21 protein-coding genes are annotated in these 21,040 nt (G+C 45.8%); 10 read left to right on the plus strand and 11 right to left on the minus strand.

All coding sequences use genetic code 11. The annotated features are described in order from the left end of the window. The first annotated feature begins 59 nt into the window (after positions 1-59). The 3 genes from A3756_RS18595 to A3756_RS18605 are packed head-to-tail and all read left to right on the plus strand — an operon-like array spanning position 60 to position 2,926. The gene (locus A3756_RS18595; protein ID WP_068554242.1) at positions 60-1,184 is read left to right on the plus strand and encodes an alpha-hydroxy acid oxidase; all 1,125 of its coding nucleotides are present in this window, start codon (positions 60-62) and stop codon (positions 1,182-1,184) included. Next, positions 1,178-1,864: a Fe2+-dependent dioxygenase gene (locus A3756_RS18600; RefSeq protein WP_068554244.1), complete on the plus strand. Its 687-nt coding sequence runs from the start codon at positions 1,178-1,180 to the stop codon at positions 1,862-1,864. Before A3756_RS18595 ends, A3756_RS18600 begins: the two co-directional genes overlap by 7 nt. Positions 1,865-1,906: 42 nt before the next feature. Further along, positions 1,907-2,926 (plus strand): extracellular solute-binding protein, encoded by a 1,020-nt coding sequence (locus A3756_RS18605; protein WP_068554246.1) that lies wholly within the window; start codon positions 1,907-1,909, stop codon positions 2,924-2,926. Positions 2,927-3,096: 170 nt separating this feature from the next. On the opposite strand, the gene A3756_RS18610 is transcribed toward A3756_RS18605, so the two are convergent. The 6 genes from A3756_RS18610 to amrB all read right to left on the minus strand — a co-directional run bounded on the left by A3756_RS18610 (position 3,097) and on the right by amrB (position 6,882). After that, entirely contained in the window at positions 3,097-3,456 is a 360-nt protein-coding gene (locus tag A3756_RS18610; RefSeq protein WP_068513323.1) for a type II toxin-antitoxin system RelE/ParE family toxin, read from the minus strand. Continuing rightward, a complete protein-coding gene (locus tag A3756_RS18615) occupies positions 3,446-3,721 on the minus strand; it encodes a hypothetical protein (protein ID WP_068513326.1) in 276 nt (91 codons plus the stop codon). Before A3756_RS18615 ends, A3756_RS18610 begins: the two co-directional genes overlap by 11 nt. A 126-nt stretch (positions 3,722-3,847) precedes the next feature. Beyond that, positions 3,848-4,996 (minus strand): chromate efflux transporter, encoded by a 1,149-nt coding sequence (gene chrA / locus A3756_RS18620; RefSeq protein WP_068554248.1) that lies wholly within the window; start codon positions 4,994-4,996, stop codon positions 3,848-3,850. Between the two features lie 67 nt (positions 4,997-5,063). Further along, positions 5,064-5,426 (minus strand): hypothetical protein, encoded by a 363-nt coding sequence (locus A3756_RS18625; RefSeq protein WP_156490594.1) that lies wholly within the window; start codon positions 5,424-5,426, stop codon positions 5,064-5,066. Positions 5,427-5,497: 71 nt separating this feature from the next. Beyond that, entirely contained in the window at positions 5,498-6,052 is a 555-nt protein-coding gene (amrA, locus tag A3756_RS18630; protein WP_082865359.1) for an AmmeMemoRadiSam system protein A, read from the minus strand. Positions 6,053-6,081: 29 nt separating this feature from the next. Beyond that, positions 6,082-6,882: an AmmeMemoRadiSam system protein B gene (gene amrB / locus A3756_RS18635; protein ID WP_068554254.1), complete on the minus strand. Its 801-nt coding sequence runs from the start codon at positions 6,880-6,882 to the stop codon at positions 6,082-6,084. 202 nt (positions 6,883-7,084) lie between these two features. Between amrB and thpR the strand changes: the two genes are divergently transcribed. Beyond that, the gene (thpR, locus tag A3756_RS18640) at positions 7,085-7,600 is read left to right on the plus strand and encodes an RNA 2',3'-cyclic phosphodiesterase (protein WP_068554256.1); all 516 of its coding nucleotides are present in this window, start codon (positions 7,085-7,087) and stop codon (positions 7,598-7,600) included. A gap of 2 nt (positions 7,601-7,602) precedes the next feature. On the opposite strand, the gene recQ is transcribed toward thpR, so the two are convergent. After that, entirely contained in the window at positions 7,603-9,801 is a 2,199-nt protein-coding gene (recQ, locus tag A3756_RS18645) for a DNA helicase RecQ (RefSeq protein ID WP_068554258.1), read from the minus strand. A 257-nt stretch (positions 9,802-10,058) separates the two neighbouring features. Between recQ and A3756_RS18650 the strand changes: the two genes are divergently transcribed. Both A3756_RS18650 and A3756_RS18655 read left to right on the plus strand, forming a co-directional pair. Beyond that, positions 10,059-10,673, plus strand: a complete 615-nt coding sequence (locus A3756_RS18650) for a hypothetical protein (RefSeq protein WP_068509688.1) — start codon at positions 10,059-10,061, stop codon at positions 10,671-10,673. Positions 10,674-10,755: 82 nt separating this feature from the next. Next, positions 10,756-11,772 (plus strand): medium chain dehydrogenase/reductase family protein, encoded by a 1,017-nt coding sequence (locus A3756_RS18655; RefSeq protein WP_068513341.1) that lies wholly within the window; start codon positions 10,756-10,758, stop codon positions 11,770-11,772. Positions 11,773-11,827: 55 nt separating this feature from the next. On the opposite strand, the gene A3756_RS18660 is transcribed toward A3756_RS18655, so the two are convergent. The 3 genes from A3756_RS18660 to A3756_RS18670 all read right to left on the minus strand — a co-directional run bounded on the left by A3756_RS18660 (position 11,828) and on the right by A3756_RS18670 (position 16,084). Further along, a complete protein-coding gene (locus tag A3756_RS18660; RefSeq protein ID WP_068750128.1) occupies positions 11,828-13,021 on the minus strand; it encodes a hypothetical protein in 1,194 nt (397 codons plus the stop codon). Positions 13,022-13,125: 104 nt separating this feature from the next. Next, a complete protein-coding gene (locus A3756_RS18665) occupies positions 13,126-15,459 on the minus strand; it encodes an EAL domain-containing protein (protein WP_068554262.1) in 2,334 nt (777 codons plus the stop codon). Then, positions 15,449-16,084, minus strand: a complete 636-nt coding sequence (locus tag A3756_RS18670; RefSeq protein ID WP_082865361.1) for a methylamine utilization protein — start codon at positions 16,082-16,084, stop codon at positions 15,449-15,451. The genes A3756_RS18665 and A3756_RS18670 overlap by 11 nt, the downstream gene beginning before the upstream one ends. Positions 16,085-16,336: 252 nt before the next feature. Here A3756_RS18670 and A3756_RS18675 point away from each other — a divergent pair, with 252 nt between their 5' ends. After that, positions 16,337-17,230, plus strand: coding sequence for a PP2C family serine/threonine-protein phosphatase (locus tag A3756_RS18675; protein ID WP_082865362.1), 894 nt, complete (start codon positions 16,337-16,339; stop codon positions 17,228-17,230). 128 nt (positions 17,231-17,358) lie between these two features. Here A3756_RS18675 and A3756_RS18680 read toward each other — a convergent pair whose 3' ends face one another. Continuing rightward, positions 17,359-19,512 carry a glutamate synthase-related protein gene (locus tag A3756_RS18680; RefSeq protein ID WP_082865363.1) on the minus strand — a complete coding sequence of 718 codons (2,154 nt, stop codon included), beginning with the start codon at positions 19,510-19,512 and terminating at the stop codon, positions 17,359-17,361. A gap of 137 nt (positions 19,513-19,649) precedes the next feature. On the opposite strand from A3756_RS18680, the gene A3756_RS18685 reads away from it, so the two are divergent. From A3756_RS18685 to A3756_RS18695, 3 genes are all read left to right on the plus strand, one after another. Next, the gene (locus A3756_RS18685; RefSeq protein ID WP_068513352.1) at positions 19,650-19,958 is read left to right on the plus strand and encodes a hypothetical protein; all 309 of its coding nucleotides are present in this window, start codon (positions 19,650-19,652) and stop codon (positions 19,956-19,958) included. A gap of 42 nt (positions 19,959-20,000) precedes the next feature. Then, positions 20,001-20,633 carry a peptide-methionine (S)-S-oxide reductase MsrA gene (gene msrA / locus A3756_RS18690; protein WP_082865364.1) on the plus strand — a complete coding sequence of 211 codons (633 nt, stop codon included), beginning with the start codon at positions 20,001-20,003 and terminating at the stop codon, positions 20,631-20,633. 85 nt (positions 20,634-20,718) lie between these two features. Next, positions 20,719-21,040: aldo/keto reductase (locus A3756_RS18695; RefSeq protein ID WP_197481379.1), on the plus strand; the 322-nt coding region annotated here is incomplete at its 3' end.

The following is a 21,040-nucleotide window of genomic DNA, read 5'->3' on the forward strand; positions in this document are numbered from 1 at the left end:
AAAGTGGGTGGAACTGCCACCCACTTTTCCCCTTTTTATCATCAAGAGAATATATAGCGATGCAGGAAACAACGATACTCGCCCCCTTGGATCATATTCCCGCGGAGGTCTGTTGCGCTCAGGACTACGAGAGCTTGGCTGAACGCTTTATTGCCAAAGACCGATTCAACTATATTGCCAACGGTAGTGGGAAAGACCTAAGTCTTCGCCGCAATCGCAGCGCCTTCGAACAACTTGCATTGCAGCCTCGTCTGCTGCAAGACATGAGTACTAGTAAGACAGATATCAAATTTGCTGAAGCAGACTTGAGCGTGCCTTTTATGCTCGCACCAGTCGCCTATCAAAAACTCGTACACCCGGATGGCGAGCTAGCCACTGCGCATGCCGCCGATGCCATGGGTATTGGCTTAATCTCTAGCACCTTAGCCAGCGTTAAACTAGAGGAAACCGCCCCAAGTGAGCCAGGCGCAATTCGCTGGTTTCAACTCTATGCACAAGACAGTGAAGAGGCAACGCTACACTTGCTTCAACGAGCATTACTAAGCGGTTATCAGGCCATTATGCTAACACTGGACACACCACTACAAGCACCCAGCCACCAAACACTACGATCCGGCTTTCAAATGCCGAAAGAATTACAGCCAGTCAACCTAAGTGACTACCCAAATAACGGCGTTCAAAGCGCTGGAGCAGCCGGCATTTTCCAGCAGCATGTTCAAAAGGCTGTTTCACTCGAGCTGCTTAAGAAAATCATTGCGATCAGCCATGTCCCGGTATGGGCAAAAGGCATTATGAGCACTGAAGATGCTACTTACCTAAAAGATCTAGGCATCGCAGGGATCGTCGTGTCAAACCATGGCGGCAGAGCCCTGGATGGCGTACCCGCAAGCTTGACGGTACTACCCGACATTCGCCAAGCCTTGGGCGATGAATACCCGATTCTTTTTGACAGTGGCATTCGTAGTGGTGCCGATATATTCAAAGCCATTGCCCTAGGCGCTGATGCCGTTCTGATTGGACGTTTGCAAGTCTATGCCTTAAGCATTGCCGGTGCCTTAGGTGTCGCTCACCTGATCAAGCTACTCAAAGAGGAGCTTGAATACACCATGGCGATGACGGGCTGTCGTACAATCCAAGAAATTCGTCATGCAAACCTTAGAAAGCTGGGGACTCCTTTATGCTAATCGTCATACCCAAAGTGTTATCAAGCGAAGAAGTGAAGCAATTCCGAAGTGCCCTGGATAAATCCTCGTGGCGTGATGGCAGCCAAACCGCCGGTGGCATCGCTATTCACGTCAAACACAATCGTCAACTCGATGACCTGGGCGACACCGCTCAACAACTGGGCCGTGAAATTCTGCGCAAGATATCTCAACATCCTGTTTTTATCTCTGCGGCACTGCCTGACAAAATCTTCCCGCCAAAATTTAATTGCTACGGAGAAGGCGAAACCTACGGCAATCATATCGATGGTTCCCTGATGCAAATACCGGGCACCGCTCAAACAATGCGCACCGATGTTTCATCCACTTTATTTCTGAATTCGCCAGAAGAATATGAAGGTGGCGAGCTCCAAATTCATACTCAGTACGGCATACAAAGTGTCAAATTAGACGCGGGGGATATGGTGCTCTACCCTTCCACCAGTTTGCATCAGGTTAGCCCCGTCACAAGAGGGCAACGCCTAGCATCGTTCTTCTGGACGCAAAGCATGGTGCGTGAAGATAGCCAAAGACAAACGCTTTATGAACTCGACCAAAGCATTCAAAACCTAAGCGCGGAACTTGGCTCTGACCATAATCAAGTCACGACCTTAAGCGGCCTTTATCACAACCTAATTCGTCGCTGGGCATCCCCATCATAAGCAAGCCTTATTCAATACCATCGCACCCGAACGGACATAAACATGAGACTTTTTCGACCACTTAAACTGCTGGTGATAAGTATTAGCCTTCCTTTCTGCTTCACCCCCGCTCAAGCCGAAGAGCTTATGGTGTACTCATCGCGTAATGCGAGTTATCTAACACCGATGTTCAATCGCTACGCTTCTGAAACAGGTGTTTCGGTCAGCTACACCATTAACAGCAGTGAAGCACTCATCCGAAAGCTCGAAGCTGAAGGAGAGGAAAGCCCGGCGGATATCTTCCTAACGACAGGCGCACTCAATCTGTCACTGGCCTCTCAAAAAGGCGTGCTTGCCAGTATCTCTTCTCGTATCCTGAAAAAAACACTGCCTGAACACCTTCGTTCAAAAGATGATGACTGGTTTGCAATAGCGAAACGCGCCCAGGCGATTGCTTATCACCCTGAAAAGCTTAGCGAATCTGAACTGCAGACTTATGCCAACACCTACGCCGCTCTCGCCGATAGTAAATGGAAAGGCAAGCTGTGTTTACGCTCATCAAGAACTGAGTATTCCCAATCACTGCTAGCAGACCTAAGCCACCGTTATGGCGAAGCAAAAATGAAGACGGTAATGAAAGGCTGGGTAAGCAATCTCGTCCATTCACCTATGTCGGACGACTTAGAATTATTCACTGCACTGGAAACAGGAGCTTGTGAGCTAACAATCGCCTACTCCTATTACTTGCCTCGCCACCTTTTGACTCACCCGAATTCAAAAATAAAACTCTTCTGGCCTGAACAGAAAGACGGCGGTGTGCATATCGATATCACCGGCGCAGGCGTCGTAGCCGATTCCGACAATAAAGAACTCGCGCAAGATTTTCTAGAATGGATGTTATCTAAACAAGCACAATCCCAATACTCTCGACTCAGCATGGAATACCCGGCTCACCGAAGAGTCTACCCGGACCGAGCTGTCGCCAAGCATGGAAAATTTAAAGAGAATAAAGCCCATGTCGACGAGTTTTCGCCTTATCAAAGTGCAGCGAATAACATCGCGAGGAAAGCCAAGTACAAGTAAACGATGCCCGGCTAGGGATATGAAGTTTTCAGTCGTAGCCTGTTTTTAACAGACATGGTCGGCTTGGTCGTTAAAGTGCCACAGGCACACCTAATAGGCCATTATCAATATGGCCTCATTGTCCTGATTTAAGGCTGTCGCAGATTTTTGACTTTGAGCACGCAGCTTTATTAAATTACCGATAACGGGTTAGCCAATATCTCCTTGAGCCTATTCGGCGTATCCATTCTTACACCAAGTATACTTATGACACCTACCCCACCACTTTTAAGCTCCTTCAGGTAAATCACCTCATTCTCATAACGAGTAAAATGAATACTTTCAGTTGTGATGTCTGAGATCATATCAAGAGGAAAAACTCGGGGTCTTAAACCATTGTGTTTACCGGTGTTTGAAATTTCATCTATAGCGTCAAAAAGCCCATCAATATACTTGTCAGCTTGGTTTTCTCCAAATCGTTGAAAACCATAATCCCAAATACTATCTAGCTGAGCCATGGCTAAAGGGGAGTATTTAGCTTCAATCGTCATTTTTTAGGCCATTTCTTTTCAAAGCTCTATTTTTAAATTCATCTCGTTTTATTGGTTTAAATTCGCTTTCTTCAAATCTCAAGCCTTCATTTAAAGAAGACCTAACACGTTCCCACTTAGCCGAATCTTTCCGCTCCATATCTCTACGAATAAGATCTCGTAAATACTCACTGGGAGTCTCATATTCTCCGTTTAAGCCGGTACATTCTTCTAAGTGGCTGCGTAAGCTGCCAGAAACTCGTAACGTAACATTTGGGTTGGCCATATAATCATCCTCAAGTTGCACATATATATATTAATAGATAGTGCAACCTTTGACTAGAAATACATTGAAGAAGAACCCTGGCAGTGGAAGTAACGATTGTTTAGTGGCTTTGCTTATTACACTACTTTATGAAAACCAAGCACGTAACAAACCATAAACAAGAACCAATAGAATGATCCGAATAATTGACAGTTTGAAGGAACGCAGTAAAACAAAAATACTTGCGACAACGGCCATATCTATAGGCTCTTTTACAGAAGTAATAAATACAGGGCTATAGAGCGTTGCTGCTAATAAACCCACCACGCTTGCATTAACACCCACAATGGCACCCGACACTCTTGGATGCTCGGCCAAAACTTTCCAGTGTTGGTTAAACGCTAAGACAAGTAAGAACCCCGGCAAGAAAATCCCCAATGTAGCGATAAATGCGCCTATTAGCGGGCTCTCGTGACTCATCGCCCCTAAGTACGTGGCGAAAGTGAACAAGGGCCCTGGCAACGCTTGGGCGACCGCATAACCGGTGATAAAACTTTCATGTCCTATGGATTGGGCGAAATAATCTTGTAGTAAAGGCAGCACCACATGGCCACCACCAAAGACTAAACTGCCAGCGAGGAAGGTTTCGGAAAACAAGGCAAAGCCATCTAAAACACCGGAGAGGCACACAACGAAGAGCACAATAAAAAATAATGTACTGAATGAAAATGACAAACCAATACGGCCAGCTTTCTCTACAGACTTGCTACGTAGAGAAAATAAACCAAACATTGCAGCAGCCGAGATACAGAGTATTTGAACAAACGGAACGGGGAAAAGCCATATGATGAGGCATGTAACGAAAGCCAAGAGTTGCGTTGTTTTAGTTTGGCAAAAGGACTTCCCCATCGATAATACTGCGTCAGCCACTACCGCAACGGCGAGTAACTTAAATACGTGAATAAGAGAATCTAGAATAGCGTTGGAACCAAAGTTCGTTAAACCCACGGCTACTAGCAGCATGATAAGGAAAGAAGGCAAGGTAAACCCCACAAAAGCCAAGACTCCTCCAAGTAAGCCCATACGATGAAGGCCAATAGCGAATCCTACCTGACTAGATCCGGGGCCAGGTAGAAACTGGCTTAAAGCGATTAGCTGGCTATATGAAGATTCGGAAATCCACTTTTTGTCTTCAACGAAGGTTTTACGAAAATAGCCTAAGTGAGCGGCTGGCCCACCAAAACTAGTGCAACCTAAGATAAAGAACTGGGTAAACAATGATATTGCGTTGTTCATAAGAGCAAAGAAAAATAAGATACGGTGGAAGAATGAAAGTTGAGGTCAGAATAAAAAACAGGCGTTTTTATTCTGCCGCCAATTGTCGCTCGACATAATACAGCCCTTGTTTATATAAAGGCTTTAGGTTTTCTTCTGACACCCAGTTGTACTTTGCGCAATATATTTCCTTAAACTTTTCGATATTGTTATGCGCTTTAAAGTTGGTCGCCAAAACAAAAGCTGTGTCATGAGCGTATTTAAGCGCTGATAAGAAAAGCTGGTTATATTCGTCCAGTTCCGCGGCCGAGAGAGTCGGGTATTTTTTAGCGAAGCGTTCCTGTGTCGAGACTTGCCAGTTCTTACCAAAAGCCATGGCTAACTGAAGACCTTCATTCAACATGTCGTTTTTTTTGTTGGGACGCTTTCTAGAAAAAAGTGATGATAACAAAAGGACCCTCCGGCAGGGCTTAATTGCGAACAGTCATAAATACTATCTTAATAAGGTCCTTATCTATAGGGCTAATCACCAAAACTCTCTACAGTGTAGCGTTCAAGTTCTATTGATTCATTCCAATAGTCCAACGTCAATCCAGCTTTGGCTTTAAGGTGATTTAAAAAATCAGACTTATCTGGCAGCTGCTCCCAGACAGAGGGTAGAAAAGTTGCTCTTCGATTACCCAACGTCAATATCAGGCCATCTATACCGACACGTAGTTGAGATAGTAAGTCTTGCTCTGAATTCACCTGCATCGGCTCTGGGGTGCTGAGTACAGAAATATGATATTGGAGTTTCTCGTATTCGCTCTGTGACATAGGCGAAAAGCGGGAGTCATTAAATGCTGCACGGTAAGCATTCTCTGCAATATCGAGCACTAGAGGCCGATAAGCCTGAAGGGAACCTATACAGCCGCGTAATTCTCCGCTAATTTTCAATGTAACAAAGCTGGCAAACTCTTTTTCTAGCTCAGCATCATAGTCACCGATTTGAACGGACAAAGGCCTACCGTGATCTAAGCCATGCCTGATAGATGCTTGTGCTATAGCGATCAGTTGCTGCTGATGCTGTTCATTCAAGGCATTTCTCCTTTTATAAATACGCTAGCTTAGGTAAAACTCCAAGCACCGTAGCCAACCACTCTATCTTTATCTCCAGCAGTATCACCTGAATTACACAGTGCCAAGCGATGCGGCGTCAGATCACGTTTTAGTGCGATTTGAAGTAATCCATTCACCGGGTTTCGGCCACAGGCATCGTCATATTCAATCAAGTCTGCCTGAAGCGTGTCGATAGCTTCGGCAGTCTTGCTATCCTTTTTACTAGCGACTTCGTAGCTCAGAAAATGACTCAGGTCAGAACTGATGACAAACAAGGTATCTTCGCCACCCCATAAGGAATCAATCACCTTGGCAACCTGATGCTTATCCGCATCTCCAACAACTAAGGGAAGCAAACTGAAGTCGCCTAATAGCGCTTGTAGAAAAGGTAATTGAACTTCGAGGCTATGCTCCTGAAGGTGGGCCTGGTCAAGCGTTTGAGCTAGCCCCTTAAGCTCAAGTTTTTGGGTCGCTAGGTAATCAAGTTCGATCATTCCCAAGGGAGTCTCATAGCTATGGAAGTGGCTACTGGCCAAACCTTTAAAACCATAATGATGGGATGGCCCCAAGAGAACGACTCGTTTGATTTTATCGACATAGGGTAGCAAACTCGCGTAAGCCGAGGCAGCGACCGCACCTGAATAGATATACCCTGCATGAGGCACGATAATCGCTTTTGGCTGAGCTGCCGGTACTTCTGGCAAGACCGACAAGGCGATTTTCATACAGTCATCAATATTAGCGCGCAGCTGCTGCGGGTTGGACGGGTAAAACTGTCCTGCCACGGCAGGAGAACGACTCAAATTCATAGGTGAAGCCCTCCGTTTGTGCAAGGGAAATCGACTCGGCACATTGAGATTGACAAACTTAACCCCAATACTGATAAGTATAGAGGCCATTGATAAAAGGAAAAAGTAATTAGCTAGCAGAATCAAGGCAAAGCTAAGTGCCCGGCATGTGGCGCAGACTGTCCGGGATATTTCTCACAAGATAATGAATAGTGGAAAAGCTATGAGGCTCTTTATCGCAACCCCCTTATCAAATACAACACAAGCTGAAGTGTTACAGTATCAGCCGCCAACAGCTGAGGGCGCTCGCTTACTTCGCCCTGAACTCTTGCATATGACCTTACAGTTTATTGGTGAAGCAGAGCCTAAGGTGGTCAGCCAAGCACTGCAGAATATCCAATTCAATGCCTTTAGTACTCACTTCACTCAAACCGGAGTCTTTTCCCCTAAAAAGAGTAAGAACATTTTATGGCTCGGGCTCGCCCTGAATGATGACTTAGCTCGGCTGCAAAAAATGATTAGCCACTCACTACGCGAAGCGGGCATCAAAATCGACTCCCGTCAGTTCACCCCACATATCACGTTGGCGCACTGTAAGCACAGTATGGATAAGGCCTATATCGACGCATTCGTCAATCAAGAGCCCATCGCCAGGCCTTACCAGATTAATCAATTTCACCTATATCGTAGCCATAATAAAGGCGGGCAACTGCACTATGACATTATAGAGAGCTACTAGGTTTAAACCTCTGTATCGCTCAAACATACCGCGTAACGTATCTGTTCCCAGTCATAGCCCTCACCCAAGGCCTCGAATACTGGTTTGATTCGTTCAGGCTTGTTCAAGCTTAGCCATTGTGCCTGAATACCCGCTATTTGTTCTGGCGATATCATCGTACTGACATCAACGTCTTCCCCATGAAAAGCCAGACGATATATATGGCTAATTATCGTAGACTTACTTAAACCTCTCGTTTTGGCGATCTCATTGGGTGACTGCCCTTGCTGATAGAGCGAAAAGGTCTCTCGATGCGTATCGCCTAGTTTCGCCATAGTAAAGTCACTACGCGCAGGTTTAGGCGGCAACTTTTTCCGCACAGGCCCATCAATAAGTAAGCGATCACTCTCATCAACCAAGCTGGATATTAAGGCAACGAAGGACTCACCATACTTCTCACACTTATGATCCCCCACACCGCTGACCGTCAAGAAGGCGGCTAAGTTCCCAGGCTTAAGCCGAGACATGTCTTTTAAGCTTGCATCTGAAAAAACGGTATAGCCCTGAACTTTATCCTTCTGCGAAATTTCTTTTCTGAGCCCTTTTAATGCCTCAAACAAAAGATGCTCAGCCTCGCTAAGATCGGCGTGCTTGTTCACTTTTTTCTCAACCTGATTGATTTTTGGATCTACAGGCTCACATAGCTGAACTGTCTTATCTCCTTTCAAAACAGCCATCGATAAGTCCGTCAGATGCAGTGTACTGCCTTGAGAAAAGTCGAGTGATAGATAGCCGCGATCAATCAGCTGTGTAATGTAGTGAGACCAGTCTTTCCAGGCGATGTCCTTACCTGCGCCGTAGGTCTTGATAGTATTTAGACCCGACTCCAATACCGCGCGACTCGATGAAGCTCTCAAGATATCAATTAACATATTAATACCTACAGCCAAATTGCGCTGCTGAACTCTAAAGCAAGCAGACAGGGCTTTCTGAGCGATGACTGTGCCATCGAAGCTTTTGGGTGGATGAATGCAGTGGTCGCAGTGCCCACAACCTTCTTCTCGATGCTCACCAAAGTAATTCAGAACAAAATTGGTACGACAAGAAAGCGTCTGGGTAAACTCCCAAAGCCGGCTAAGCTTGGCTAATTGCACTTGTTTGAAGCGCTCATCGGCATCGCTATCTTCGATAAAGCCTGTCAGGGTTTTCATATCACCAAAACCTGCAAACAGTAGCGCTTTGGCCTCTTCGCCATCTCGCCCGGCACGGCCCATTTCCTGATAATAGCTTTCAATATTTTTTGGCAGGTTATAGTGAATTACCCAGCGAATATTCGGTTTATCGATACCCATACCAAAGGCGATGGTAGCGCAGACTATCTGGATATCATCACGCAAGAACTTGTCTTGCACCTCTGCCCTACGTTCACTATTCATCGCTCCGTGATAATGCTCGGCAATGTATCCGGCATCACGTAATTTCGCTGCCGTTTCTTCGGTACTGCGGCGGCTCAAGCAATAAATAATACCGGCTTCCTTGCCTTGCGTTTGCAGAAACTGGTAGATCACCTGAATTCGTTTTTTAGCTGGCAAGACCTCTATTTCAATATTTTTACGCTCAAAACTGGATACAAAGGTCTCGCAGTTGACCAAGCCTAGTTGCTGACGAATATCTTGCTGTGTCGCAGTATCTGCGGTTGCAGTCAAGGCGGCTACCGGCACATTGGAGAACAAACGTATCAGCTCGGTTAGGCGAGTATATTCAGGACGGAAGTCATTCCCCCATATTGAAACACAGTGCGCTTCATCAATGGCAATTTGCACGATATTCAAACGACTCACCCAATTCAAAAAACCTCTTGAAACAGCGCGTTCGGGTGATACATATAAAAGCTTAAGTGCACCACTTTCCGCTCGGGTTCGAATCATCTGCTCCTCATCACTGCTGCAGGCACTATTTAGCGCCTCAGCTTGAATACCGCTAAGTTGAAGTGCTGAGACTTGATCCTGCATTAGTGCGATAAGAGGTGAGACAACAATACTCAAACCGTCCAGCATGACAGCGGGCAGCTGGTAACAAATAGACTTACCACCACCGGTAGGCATAATCACCAGGCTAGACTGGCCCTTAAGTGTACGTTCGATGGCACCCGCCTGATTGAGGCGAAAGGCATCATAGCCAAAGTAAGATTTTAGGGCGTGAAGCGCCGTGTCCATATTCATAGGTCGTTCTCCTGAAAGGGGCTGTGATTCTTAACTTCCCTTTGGGCATCATGAGGAGACACGTCGGGCAGGTCTTTCCAATTTATCGGCATCGCAAATTCCTTTTGCTAATGATTGAATTCACGAGAAGCCTAGCAAATATAGTGGGTCGCATGCAAAGTCGGCCAACACGATTTACATTACAATAGGCCAAAATATTAAACGCCATTCTGGCAACTAAACTAGATGGAACACCTCCTAAATGCTAAAGTAAGCAGATGCTAACTTCCTATAAGCCAATAACGCTAATAATAAAGCGCTCAATAGTCCTATTAGCACTGTTTTTATCAGCTTGCGCCAGCTTTGATCAGACCAACATTAAACCCGGTCAGCGTGTTGATGGCTTTACTTTCTCTTTTGAAGTGCCTACAGAAACACCCTGGTTTGCAGTCGTATATGGCACAAGTCATCGTCTGAAACTCAGCCAATTAAACCAAGACGATAGTTACTCCATTCTAGTCACCTTAACTCGCGGCCCAAGAAGCGGTATGTATTCGAGTGCCAACGCGCACTTACAGGCACTAAAGCGCCACCTGCAATTAGAACGGCAGCCAAAAGGTTTAGTCCTCCATCACCAGGCACAAGCCATTGATACACGCTATGGCGAATTATGCATTCGTCAAACCAGTAATAGCGAAGACTGGCGAGGTCGAGCAAAGCCCGGCCCAGCGCTGATAGACAGTATCACCCTGACCTGTCCTCACCCCGGCTTCGCAAACGTACTAATCAGCACGACGCTAAGCCGACGCTATGAAACTCACGCAGCAACACTTGAACTAACAAACTACGCAGACCAACTTTTCGCTTCATTCGAGTTTGAACCAGATTATTGAAAACACCATTCCGAAAAGTAAGGGTTTTCTCATTCTCTGAACTGAGTTAGTTTTAGCACCAGTCAAGTTCAAGGAGCGCATCATGAAAAAAATCATCATAAGCAATAGCGGGAAAGCAAATGTATTACAAGTTCAAGAGGCTGCCGACCTGGTGGCTGGTGATAAGGAAGTTCGTATTGCAGTGAAAGCTGCGGGATTGAATTTTGCTGATATTTTGGCTCGACAAGGCCTCTACCCTGATGCGCCGAAAACGCCTTGTACCGTTGGCTATGAAGTATCGGGTGTCATTGATGCTATCGGCACAGGCGTAGATGAATCCTGGCTAGGCAAGGAAGTTATCGCCTTAACACGCTTTGGCGGCCAAGCTGAGCAAGTCACAGTGCCCCTACAACAAGTATTTGATAAACCAGAAACGCTCTCCTTCGAAGCCGCAGCAGCAATCCCCGTAAACTACCTTACCGCCTACCAATTACTCGTCGCGATGGGAGGCTTACAAGCTCATGAGAGCGTTCTCATTCACAATGTGGGAGGTGGTGTCGGTCTTGCTGCACTGGAAATCGCCAAGCATATTGGCGCTACAATTTATGGTACTGCTAGCTCAAGGAAGCACAAGTTCTTAAAAGAAAAGGGCTTGGATCACGCAATAGATTACCGTACCCAGGATTGGAAGAAAGAACTTCTCGCCCTCACCAATAGCCGCGGTGTCGACTTGATCACAGACCCTATTGGCGGCGATAACCTGAAAAAAAGTTACAGTGCCTTAGCTAACACCGGCCGACTAGGCATGTTTGGTATTTCCTCTGTGTCCGACTCGGGAATCAAAGGCAAGTTGAATATGCTTAAGATGATTGTGCAAACACCTTTTTATCACCCTTTTGGTTTAATGGATCAGAACAAAGGCGTATATGGTGTCAATATGGGGCATTTATGGCATGAACATAAGAAGATTGATATCTGGATGAAAGAGATACTAAAAGGCTATGCTGAAGGCTGGATCAAGCCTCATGTCGATAGCACGTTTTCCTTCAAGGATGCAGCCAAAGCGCATGAGCATATCGAGCAACGCAAGAATATTGGTAAAGTAATTTTAGTCCCCTAACTCACAATGAAAGCAAGGCTCTTCCATTTATTGGCTTGCTGAGCCTTCGCATATTCTAGAAGGTATACTGAGCCAACATACTGACACTAATAGAATCGCTGTCACGATAGACTTGCGGGCCCTCAAGTACGCGGTATCGCTTACCCTTAAGGAACAAGACTTCCGCCCCTAAGCGCAGCGCACTGTCTTCTTCCTGCCACATTAACGCTAAGGTATGACTACGCCCAAACTCGTTATTTTCTTGGTCCATCTGATCTTGGTCATCAATACCAAACTGGTCATAGCGATAGCTGATTCGATAGTCATTCAGACGGTAGGAAAACATGCCGTACAGGCTGTAGAAATCTATATCAATGCCAGGACCCGCTCCCATTTCAGAGCTGCCTTGAGAGGCTTCCGATAAGAACTCCCAGCCCTCACTAATACGCCAAGCCAAGCCAGCCATAGCAAAGCGGGTTTTCCAGGCATATTCTGCATGTAGAAGTGTCGTATCGCCCCGGTTATCGACCCAAGTGAGCTTTATATTCAGCTCATCCAAAGCCAGTGATGACCTCAGCGCATACCCTGGCCGACCATCAAGATCTCGACCAAAAGGTTTAGTACCGTCATCTCGCTGCCCCGCAAAAATCTGCCCGTCTTGAAGGTTGCTGAGCTCAGGCAAGGCCAATACATCACCCAATACCGTGCGCTGACGCCCGTAAGTCCAACCTCTATAGGCCAACAAAGCGCCCATTGAATCATTACCACCAAAGATCGTTGCAGCTGCCGATAACTCTGGCCCACTATCAAAATGATAACGATAAGACATGTCTAAGCCGATAGGGTGAAACTCCTCACCTATCCAGCTATTGAGCGAAGAGTAGCTAATGGTATAAGGGGATTCCCAGAAGCGATCTATATTTTCCATTGAGGTCGGTAAGAAAAACTGGCCCAGCTTAACACTAAGCGCTTGATTGAAGTCGATATCATGACGATACCTTGCGCTCCACTCTATCACCCCAAGAGAGCGAACGGAGCTATCATTACTCGTACCTTGTGCTTGGATATGAGTACTCAATTGAAAGGCAGAAGAAGGCCGGTACCGATACTCGATATTTGATTCAAATAGGCCTGAAACCGAGCTATCCTGGTCACCCTGTCCAAAACGTCCCAGCCCACCATTGAGCCATGTATTTCCGCTGTCTTGATAGTTGGTAACAAGCGTCACATTGCCGATAAAGCGGTGTGGGCTATTCTGCTTTGCATGCACAAGTGCGCTGCTGATCAAAGCGACTAGAAGCAAGGCGGCACAGATAACTGAAGAGTGTTTTATTCTGAATGCTTTGTTTAGCCTTGTTCATCGAAAAAATAATGCTAGTACTCACTGTTTACATCATAGCCTTTAAACCAGGTAACAAAGTCTGCCGAGTTTTGTGGGCGAGAGATATAGTAACCTTGTAACTTATCGCATCCCCATGTTTCGAGTAAGGCCCAAGACGCTCTGTTTTCAACCCCTTCAGCAACGACAGTTAAACCGAGCTGATGAGCCATGTCTATCGTTGACTGGACAATAGCCTGGTCATATTTACTTTCATCCAGTTTCAAAACAAAGGCCATATCGATCTTTAGCTCGTCTACGGGTAAATCTTTAAGTTGGCTCAAAGATGAATAGCCTGTGCCATAATCATCAATCGCCAAGATAATCCCTTGGTCTCTTAATTGATTAAGCACTTTTAGGGCTTGAACCGGGTTATCAATCATCGCACTTTCGGTGACTTCAAGAATTAGCGAAGAAGTAGAGAGGCCGTTTTTCTCAAGCTCTTGCGCCACATAATCGGGTAGGTCATCGTTGGCCAGATCATAAGCCGAGAGATTGACCGCCATTTTTAGGTCTATCCCTTGAGTTCTCCAAGCAGCGGCTTCACGCAATACACTAGCAATCACCCAACGCGTTAGCGGTGGCATCAAGCCAGACTGTTCAGCAAGACCAATGAACTCTTCAGGTGAGATAAAGCCCAACTCGGGATGAATCCAACGAATCAATGCCTCAACCTGGGTGACTTTGCCTTGCTTAAGCTCCAGCTTTGGCTGATAGAACATGCATAAGGAATCTTGATCGATCGCCTCTTTCAAATCGTTGACCAGGCGCGTTTGCTTAAGATGCTTTTCATCACTACCTGGCTGATAAAGCAACAAAGCAAGCTTCTGCTCATTCGCTTCATTGAGCGCTATGTCCACACGCCTCATTAATTCATCAGTTCGTTGACCATGCTGTGGATATAAAACCACACCCGAGGTAAATGCAATGGGGAGCTTAAGCTCGTTTATTTGATAGGGCTCAATAATCGCTTCTAAAATTCGATTCGCTCGTGCAGATACTTCTGGTTCTGTATCTGCCTTGAGCAATAACAAGAACTCATCCGCCCCCAGCCTTGCAGCACTATCATCCTCACCCATCAGCGAAGAAAGGCGCTTGGCAATACTAATTAGAAGCTGGTCGCCGATATGATAACCAAAGGTCGTATTCACTTGTTTGAAGTGACGAACATTCACCTGCATCAGTGCAAATATGTCTGAATCACCATCGCTTTGCTCAAGCAGGGTTTCAATCTTCTCTTGTATCGAAGCGCGATTAGCCAAACTCGTCAAAGTGTCGTGAAAGACTTGATAGAGAATTTTGTCTTCTCGATCAGCGATGCCCCGCTGCATATGACTTAAGCTGTTAGCTAGTTTACCTATCTCGTTCTTCTTAAAAAGATCAAAATCAATTTCTCCCTTATAATCACCCTGGCTAATTCGTTCTGCCGCACTCACCAGCGTATTAACCGGTCGTGTAATATTTCGGGCAATAATAAAGGCAATAAAAGCCGATAGTAGCAATGCAACGGATGCAATAATGAGTATATGGATTTTTAGTGGTGAAAATTTGGCAATAGCCAAAGACAAGGAGGTACTCAATACCGCATTCACTTGATAATTATCAGCCTTCACCAATGAAGTCACCAGCGCTAAAAAAGACTCTCCCTGGTATGTCATGTGCAACCAGTCACCCTGAGTTTCATAGACCCTCATTGCTGCGTTAGTCTGCTCATCCAGAGTCGACAACTCAAAGCGGCGCTCATTGCTATCCCAACCCGAAAAGCTCACCTCCAGCGTTGTCAGCTCTTTTAACTGCCGAGCAAGCTTATCGTCAATTTGGAAACCTACGGCTGTCCAGGCAGACGTAACCGGCGCAAGTACCGGCAACATCAGAATTTGGTAGGGTAAGCCATCTAATACAACGGTTTGCATCAGACCGCCATTTTCCTCTGCTTCTGACAACAAGTGCTTAAAGGGGAAGTTCTGGCTTTTACCTGTGCTGGCAATCAAGTCACCTTCGAGTGAGGCGATCATCATCAAGTCAGCGCCTATTCTAGCCCCATGATTGTCGAGCACTGAGCCAATAGTTGAACGGTCCTGATCCAGCACAGCGGCTTTAAAACCAAAGTCTGAGGTCAGTACCTCAGCAGACTCGAACAACTGGTTACCTCGCAGCGCCAGTAACTGTTCAAAAACCTTTTGACCTACGACGAGCTTCTCTCTCGCCTGCTCAGCGACACTATTGTTAGTCGCTAATAACACTGCCGAAATCGTCATAATCGACGAGACAATAATTAAACTTAAAAAGGATAGTAGGATTTTTTTTCGCAAGCTCAAGTCAATAACCATCGCGATCCCTTCTATACGCTCTGAACTGACGTCGCGTCTTTTCCTTTTTGAGCTTCAAGGTAATCGTGACTGTTTCATGCTTACTATCGATAGCTTTTCTAACTAAACCGGCTTTCCCCTCTAAGCGAGGATGCCAAATGAGCAGTTCTTCAGCTGTCTGAGAAAAGGTAAGTTTGCCGCTTTCATCGCTCACACCATAATTAGGCCATGGTGACACATAGATATAGCCCAACATTGAGTCATGAATATTGCAACCTAGTGCCACTAAACCCGGCTGATTAAAGGTAATCGGCTGTTCGGGAACTCCTTGATATAATTTAATTTCAAACTTTTTGGGTTGGGAAAAGGAATAGACATGGTGACGGATATTATCACTATTGGGAAAGACAACCGCTTGCCCTTGGTCTATCGCCAATACATGAGGTACAAAGGCAATATCAAGCTGATCCATAATGGCCGGCGTTTCCTCTGCTTGCTCAATATTTCCTTCGGGTATCGCTACATAAGCGTCTTTAACCGGTTTACCGTTCTGATCAAGCACTAAAACCTCAAAAGCAGCTAAGGGTGTCGAACAGAAAACAAGTAAACTAATCATTGCAAAAACAAGTGGGTTAACACGGCTCACTAACACTCTCCAGTCGCTATAGAAGTCCTTAGACGCTGTTAATCAGTGTAGGTTCAAAAACCGGAATCAGAAAGAAGTCAGGTGACTATTTTTTGATTCCGATTAAGGGTCGTTCGATTATACTTAGCCAGAGCCGACGAATTCGAATCACACCTAAATAGCCTAGTAAATTTAAATTATAGGCTATAGATATTAGTCCTACAGCATGCTTAAATAGGCTTCTACGCAAGGGATAATGCGTTAATAACAAAAATGAAGCCGTGCACTACCTTCTACCCAACAACCATAGCAGCTGACCATGAAAGTCCGAACGCCATCATCACTCCGCCAACCGAGCTAGAATCGGATGATGCGGTTTCTGGCCTGGACATTCTTTCAAACTTTCAACGTTCAGATGTTACTAGCGAACTGAATATCTCGACTATGACTGATAATAACAAAGGACAAACTATCCCCTTCAACATTCAATCATTTGGTTTCAGTGATGTAGGTAATAAACGAACTCAAAACCAGGATGAAATCCTGGTAAAAGATTCTGATTCATTATGGCTTGTCGCTGACGGTATGGGCGGTCATGTTGATGGCGATAAAGCTAGCCAGGAGATTGTAAGGCAACTATCTGAAAAGGAACTACCAGTAAACCTTTTCTCCAAAGTAGATGCAATTAAACAAACTATACAAAATGTAAACACCGAGATATTTAGCTATGCAAAGGATAATCAACTAACGTGTGGCAGCACGGTTGTACTTCTGGCGCTTGAGAATAACAAATCTACCTTCTTATGGGCTGGGGATAGCAGGCTTTACTTATGGAGACGCGGTGAACTAACTCAATTGTCTTCAGACCACTCAATCTATAACTTATATAAAGAATCAGGTCTACCGACAGAAAACATTCAAAACAATGCAATTACTCGAGCGGTAGGTGTTGATGAGAACATTGATCTGGATATCGGTTTTCTAGACTTGGCTGTGGGCGATAGACTAATGCTGTGCTCCGACGGTCTGCACGACCCGGCTGGAGATGAAGGCATCAAGTATGCTCTATCCCTAGATACCCCGGAAAGTGCTGCGGAGAACTTAAAAAGCACCGTACTCGCGGGTGAGGCTAAAGATAACTTATCAGGTGTTTTTACTTGGCTGTAGCATTATCGATCAAAACTAGCTTCAACTAAAGCCCACACTGACACAGATTCTTGGAAACTAACATGTCAAAGACAAGCCACCTCAAAAAGGTGACATGTTACTAATTCAACTGTTGGGAAAAGGTATCTCTACATGCCACTAAACGGTATACCCGTTAATTCGGCAATCTCCTTTTTCCAAGTCGCAATATCTTGCAGAGTAAACTTACTCAAATGGTCATGGCCACACGCTCTCGCCATCACTTGCATCAAGTGTGTCGAGGATTTAAAGAAGCGTTCAAGCTGCTGTGCAGAGGTGTCAATATCCAGCTTAGCTCTGAGTTCAGGTTTTTGTGTCGCAATGCCTGCCGGACAAAGGTTGGTATTGCACATCCTGGCAGCAACGCAGCCAATAGATTGCAAAGCAGAGTTTGAGATCGCAATGCCATCGGCCCCTAGGCACATTGCTTTGATAAAGTCTGAGGGCACTCGCAAACCACCAGTAATTATTAGCGTGACATCATGACGTTTACGGTCATCCAGGTAGCGCCTAGCGCGTGCCAAGGCTGGCAAAGTAGGCACAGAAATATGATCTCTAAACAAACTCGGTGCTGCACCAGTACCACCACCACGGCCATCGAGAATCAGATAGTCTGCACTGGCTTGCAAGGCAAACTCAATGTCTCTCTCGATATGATTAGCAGATAACTTCATGCCAATGGGGATACCACCCGACACCTCACGAATGCGATCAGCGAAGTGTTTAAAATCTTTAGGGCCATTCATCTCAGGAAAACAAGAAGGCGATATAGCATCCACACCTTCAGCCAAACCTCTTACCTCAGCAACCTTTCCACGCACTTTGGCTCCTGGAAGATGACCTCCGGTACCCGTTTTCGCGCCTTGCCCACCCTTAAAGTGGAAGGCCTGAACTTGTTGTAGAACATCTTCAGAGAAGCCGAATTGCGCTGACGCTAATTCATAGAAATAGCGGCTATTCTCGGCCTGTTCCTCAGGCAGCATACCGCCCTCCCCGGAACAAATACCCGTCCCTGCTAATTCCGCCCCTCTTGCTAGTGCGATCTTTGCTTCTTCTGAAAGTGCACCGAAGCTCATATCTGAAACAAATAGTGGGATATCTAATACCAAAGGCTTTTTGGCTTTCGGTCCGATGATCAACTCCGTCCCTACTTTTTCATCTTCCAACAAAGGCTTCGTTGCCATCTGGGCGGTCATGATTTGAATATCATCCCATTCTGGAAGTTGCGTACGGGGTACTCCCATCGCTACCATTTCACCATGGCCACCGGTTTTCTCTAAACCGTCTTGTGCCAAAGCTTTAACCTCTGCCAAGCTTGGCTCTTCGGCGACTTCTTCAGTACCCGTTGGTATAGAGGAGGCTTCCGCAGCAATTGCCCCAGGTTTCGGTAAGTTCTTATGGCTACCATCACAATAAGGCGGGTTCTTGCTATGTTTACACATACACAACCAGGCATCCTGATCTTCATCGACCTTAAATACCTTGGGTTTAAATGAGGTGGAGCGGTGACTACCATCACAGAATGGCTGATTCTTACTCAAGCCACAAGAGCACCAAGCATAGCTTTCACCCGACTTTAATTCGGCTTTGATTGGCTTTCGACCCGCTATATTCGGACTGTTATCTGAGGTTTGAGAGCCGCTAGGAGCAAGCTCAACAACCTGGGCTACAGTGTTATCCTGCTTTATCTCGGCACCTGTCTTTCTTGTCAAAACATTTGCATCAGTGTGATCAAAGGTCTTGCCGTAGATATCCAGCACTGTGGTTTCGGAGTAGCTTAAGGTATCACCTTCAATGGTGACTTCATGACGAAAGGCGATCGTGCGAGCGTTTTTTTGCATAAACGGTGACTGAACAATTCCCCAGTCAGCATCGCCATCTTTGGCTTGTACGAATAGCTTAATTTTTCCCGGTGTACCTGCATTCGAGTCATAGGATCCGCCAGCAAGAAGGCCAACCGCTCTAGGGATTTGTAGCGAGTGCATAACAATTTTCTGTTCAGCGTCCCACATCCAATAGCCAAGCTCATCATGGAAGATCTCGCCATTGCTTTGACGCCGTACAACCTGATGGTAGCGAACAATCGCCAGCGTCTGCTGCTTGGCATTTTCAACATCCCCTACTCGTTCGACAACAATACGTTCAAAGTAAGGGCTATCTTCTTTTTGACTTCCTGGCAAAGGCGCGACATCCAAACCTTTATCACCTTCCCAGGTACCAATCATCGCTTCCAACGGGCCAAAATCGACGCTTTCCTCGCTCATATCATCCTCTCATTTTTGATAGTTTTATAAACAGATAAGCCTTCTAAATGTAGTCAACAAAGCTCAAAAAACAACCATCAAGAATGAATCATAAGGTACAATTGGCTAAGCCCGACTAAACAACTGGATTCTCAGCAATGAATACCTATATCCCTATTATTCTTATCATCGTAATCGCCGTATTAATTTTTAAAAGCATGAGCAAACCCGACCCGGCTGCAGAGCAGTGTGCAAAGGATATTATTCAGCTATTAAAGAAAAACCAGGGAGCCAGTGCTGAGGAGATTGCAAAAGTGCTTAAAGCACATAACCGAACTGTGGAAGATGCAGAGAAGGTAACGGTCATCGTCAAAACCAGGCTAGTGCAAGCTCATATCAGGAAAGAGGATCATAATGATGTCATGTTGAGAGTGCGCCAAGCGAAGCAATTACTAGCGACACCCTAAGCCTGCAGTTTAAAATTTCTCACACCAAGCGACGAGATCCCTATGTTTTTTAAGCCCGAAAAAGCCAAAATGATCAAACCCGAAAACGCCTTACCAGGGCGCGATCAGGCAATTAGCATTAGCGCCACCCATACCGTCACTGGCAATTCAATGCTGCCCCCCTTTCCTTCTGGAATTAAACAAGCAATGTTTGGCATGGGCTGTTTTTGGGGCGCCGAACGAAAGTTTTGGTCACTGGCAGGAGTTTATTCTACGGCGGTAGGCTATAGCGCGGGCTTTACGCCCAACCCAAGCTACCAAGAAGTTTGCTCAGGATCGACAGGCCATAATGAAGTGGTATTAGTCGCTTATGATCCGTCCCAAGTATCATACTCAGACTTACTAAAAACATTTTGGGAGGCGCATAACCCAACACAAGGCATGCGCCAAGGTAACGACCAGGGAACACAATACCGTTCAGGCATTTACACCTTCAATGACGAACAAAGCAAACTTGCTAATGAAAGCCTACAACAATACCAAGTAGCGCTAACAGCGCGGGGGTTTAGCGAAATCACTACCGAGATTAAACAAGCCTCTGAGTTTTACTATGCTGAAGAATATCACCAGCAATACCTTGATAAGAATCCCGACGGCTACTGTGGCTTAGGTGGCTGTGGGGTCGAGCTGTTCTAGTAATGCGGTAAAGCCCCTGGAAAAAACACTGTCCGCACCTAAGGAGATCTATTACTATAAGCGAAACTAAATAGAGGCTTGATCAATGAACTATTCAAAACTTGGTAGCAGCGGCATTAATGTTTCACGAGTATGCCTGGGCTCGATGACCTGGGGCACACAAAATACTCAGCGCGATGCCAGTGAGCAAATCGACTTCGCCTTGGCGCAAGGCGTGAACTTCATTGATACAGCAGAGATGTATGCAGTGCCACCTTCAGCCGATACCTATGGCAAAACAGAAAAGATGATAGGTAACTGGCTGGCAGCTAATTCGAGTAAACGAGGTGACATTATTCTGGCCTCAAAGATTGCAGGAAATGGCCTACCTTGGATACGCGGGGGTGGTGACATCACGGGTGAGTCGA

The sequence above is a fragment of the Oleiphilus sp. HI0086 genome (genome assembly GCF_001635225.1).

What these genes read in the sequence shown, in the direction of transcription:
- A3756_RS18675 (WP_082865362.1), top strand. Translation starts at nt 16,337, where the DNA reads ATGAAGCCGTGCACTACCTTCTACCCAACAACCATAGCAGCTGACCAT.
- A3756_RS18600 (WP_068554244.1), top strand. Translation starts at nt 1,178, where the DNA reads ATGCTAATCGTCATACCCAAAGTGTTATCAAGCGAAGAAGTGAAGCAA.
- A3756_RS18610 (WP_068513323.1), bottom strand. Translation starts at nt 3,456, where the DNA reads ATGACGATTGAAGCTAAATACTCCCCTTTAGCCATGGCTCAGCTAGAT.
- A3756_RS18605 (WP_068554246.1), top strand. Translation starts at nt 1,907, where the DNA reads ATGAGACTTTTTCGACCACTTAAACTGCTGGTGATAAGTATTAGCCTT.
- A3756_RS18685 (WP_068513352.1), top strand. Translation starts at nt 19,650, where the DNA reads ATGAATACCTATATCCCTATTATTCTTATCATCGTAATCGCCGTATTA.
- A3756_RS18595 (WP_068554242.1), top strand. Translation starts at nt 60, where the DNA reads ATGCAGGAAACAACGATACTCGCCCCCTTGGATCATATTCCCGCGGAG.
- A3756_RS18665 (WP_068554262.1), bottom strand. Translation starts at nt 15,459, where the DNA reads ATGGTTATTGACTTGAGCTTGCGAAAAAAAATCCTACTATCCTTTTTA.
- A3756_RS18615 (WP_068513326.1), bottom strand. Translation starts at nt 3,721, where the DNA reads ATGGCCAACCCAAATGTTACGTTACGAGTTTCTGGCAGCTTACGCAGC.
- amrB (WP_068554254.1), bottom strand. Translation starts at nt 6,882, where the DNA reads ATGAATTTGAGTCGTTCTCCTGCCGTGGCAGGACAGTTTTACCCGTCC.
- msrA (WP_082865364.1), top strand. Translation starts at nt 20,001, where the DNA reads ATGTTTTTTAAGCCCGAAAAAGCCAAAATGATCAAACCCGAAAACGCC.
- thpR (WP_068554256.1), top strand. Translation starts at nt 7,085, where the DNA reads ATGAGGCTCTTTATCGCAACCCCCTTATCAAATACAACACAAGCTGAA.
- chrA (WP_068554248.1), bottom strand. Translation starts at nt 4,996, where the DNA reads ATGAACAACGCAATATCATTGTTTACCCAGTTCTTTATCTTAGGTTGC.
- A3756_RS18655 (WP_068513341.1), top strand. Translation starts at nt 10,756, where the DNA reads ATGAAAAAAATCATCATAAGCAATAGCGGGAAAGCAAATGTATTACAA.
- recQ (WP_068554258.1), bottom strand. Translation starts at nt 9,801, where the DNA reads ATGAATATGGACACGGCGCTTCACGCCCTAAAATCTTACTTTGGCTAT.
- A3756_RS18650 (WP_068509688.1), top strand. Translation starts at nt 10,059, where the DNA reads ATGCTAACTTCCTATAAGCCAATAACGCTAATAATAAAGCGCTCAATA.
- A3756_RS18680 (WP_082865363.1), bottom strand. Translation starts at nt 19,512, where the DNA reads ATGAGCGAGGAAAGCGTCGATTTTGGCCCGTTGGAAGCGATGATTGGT.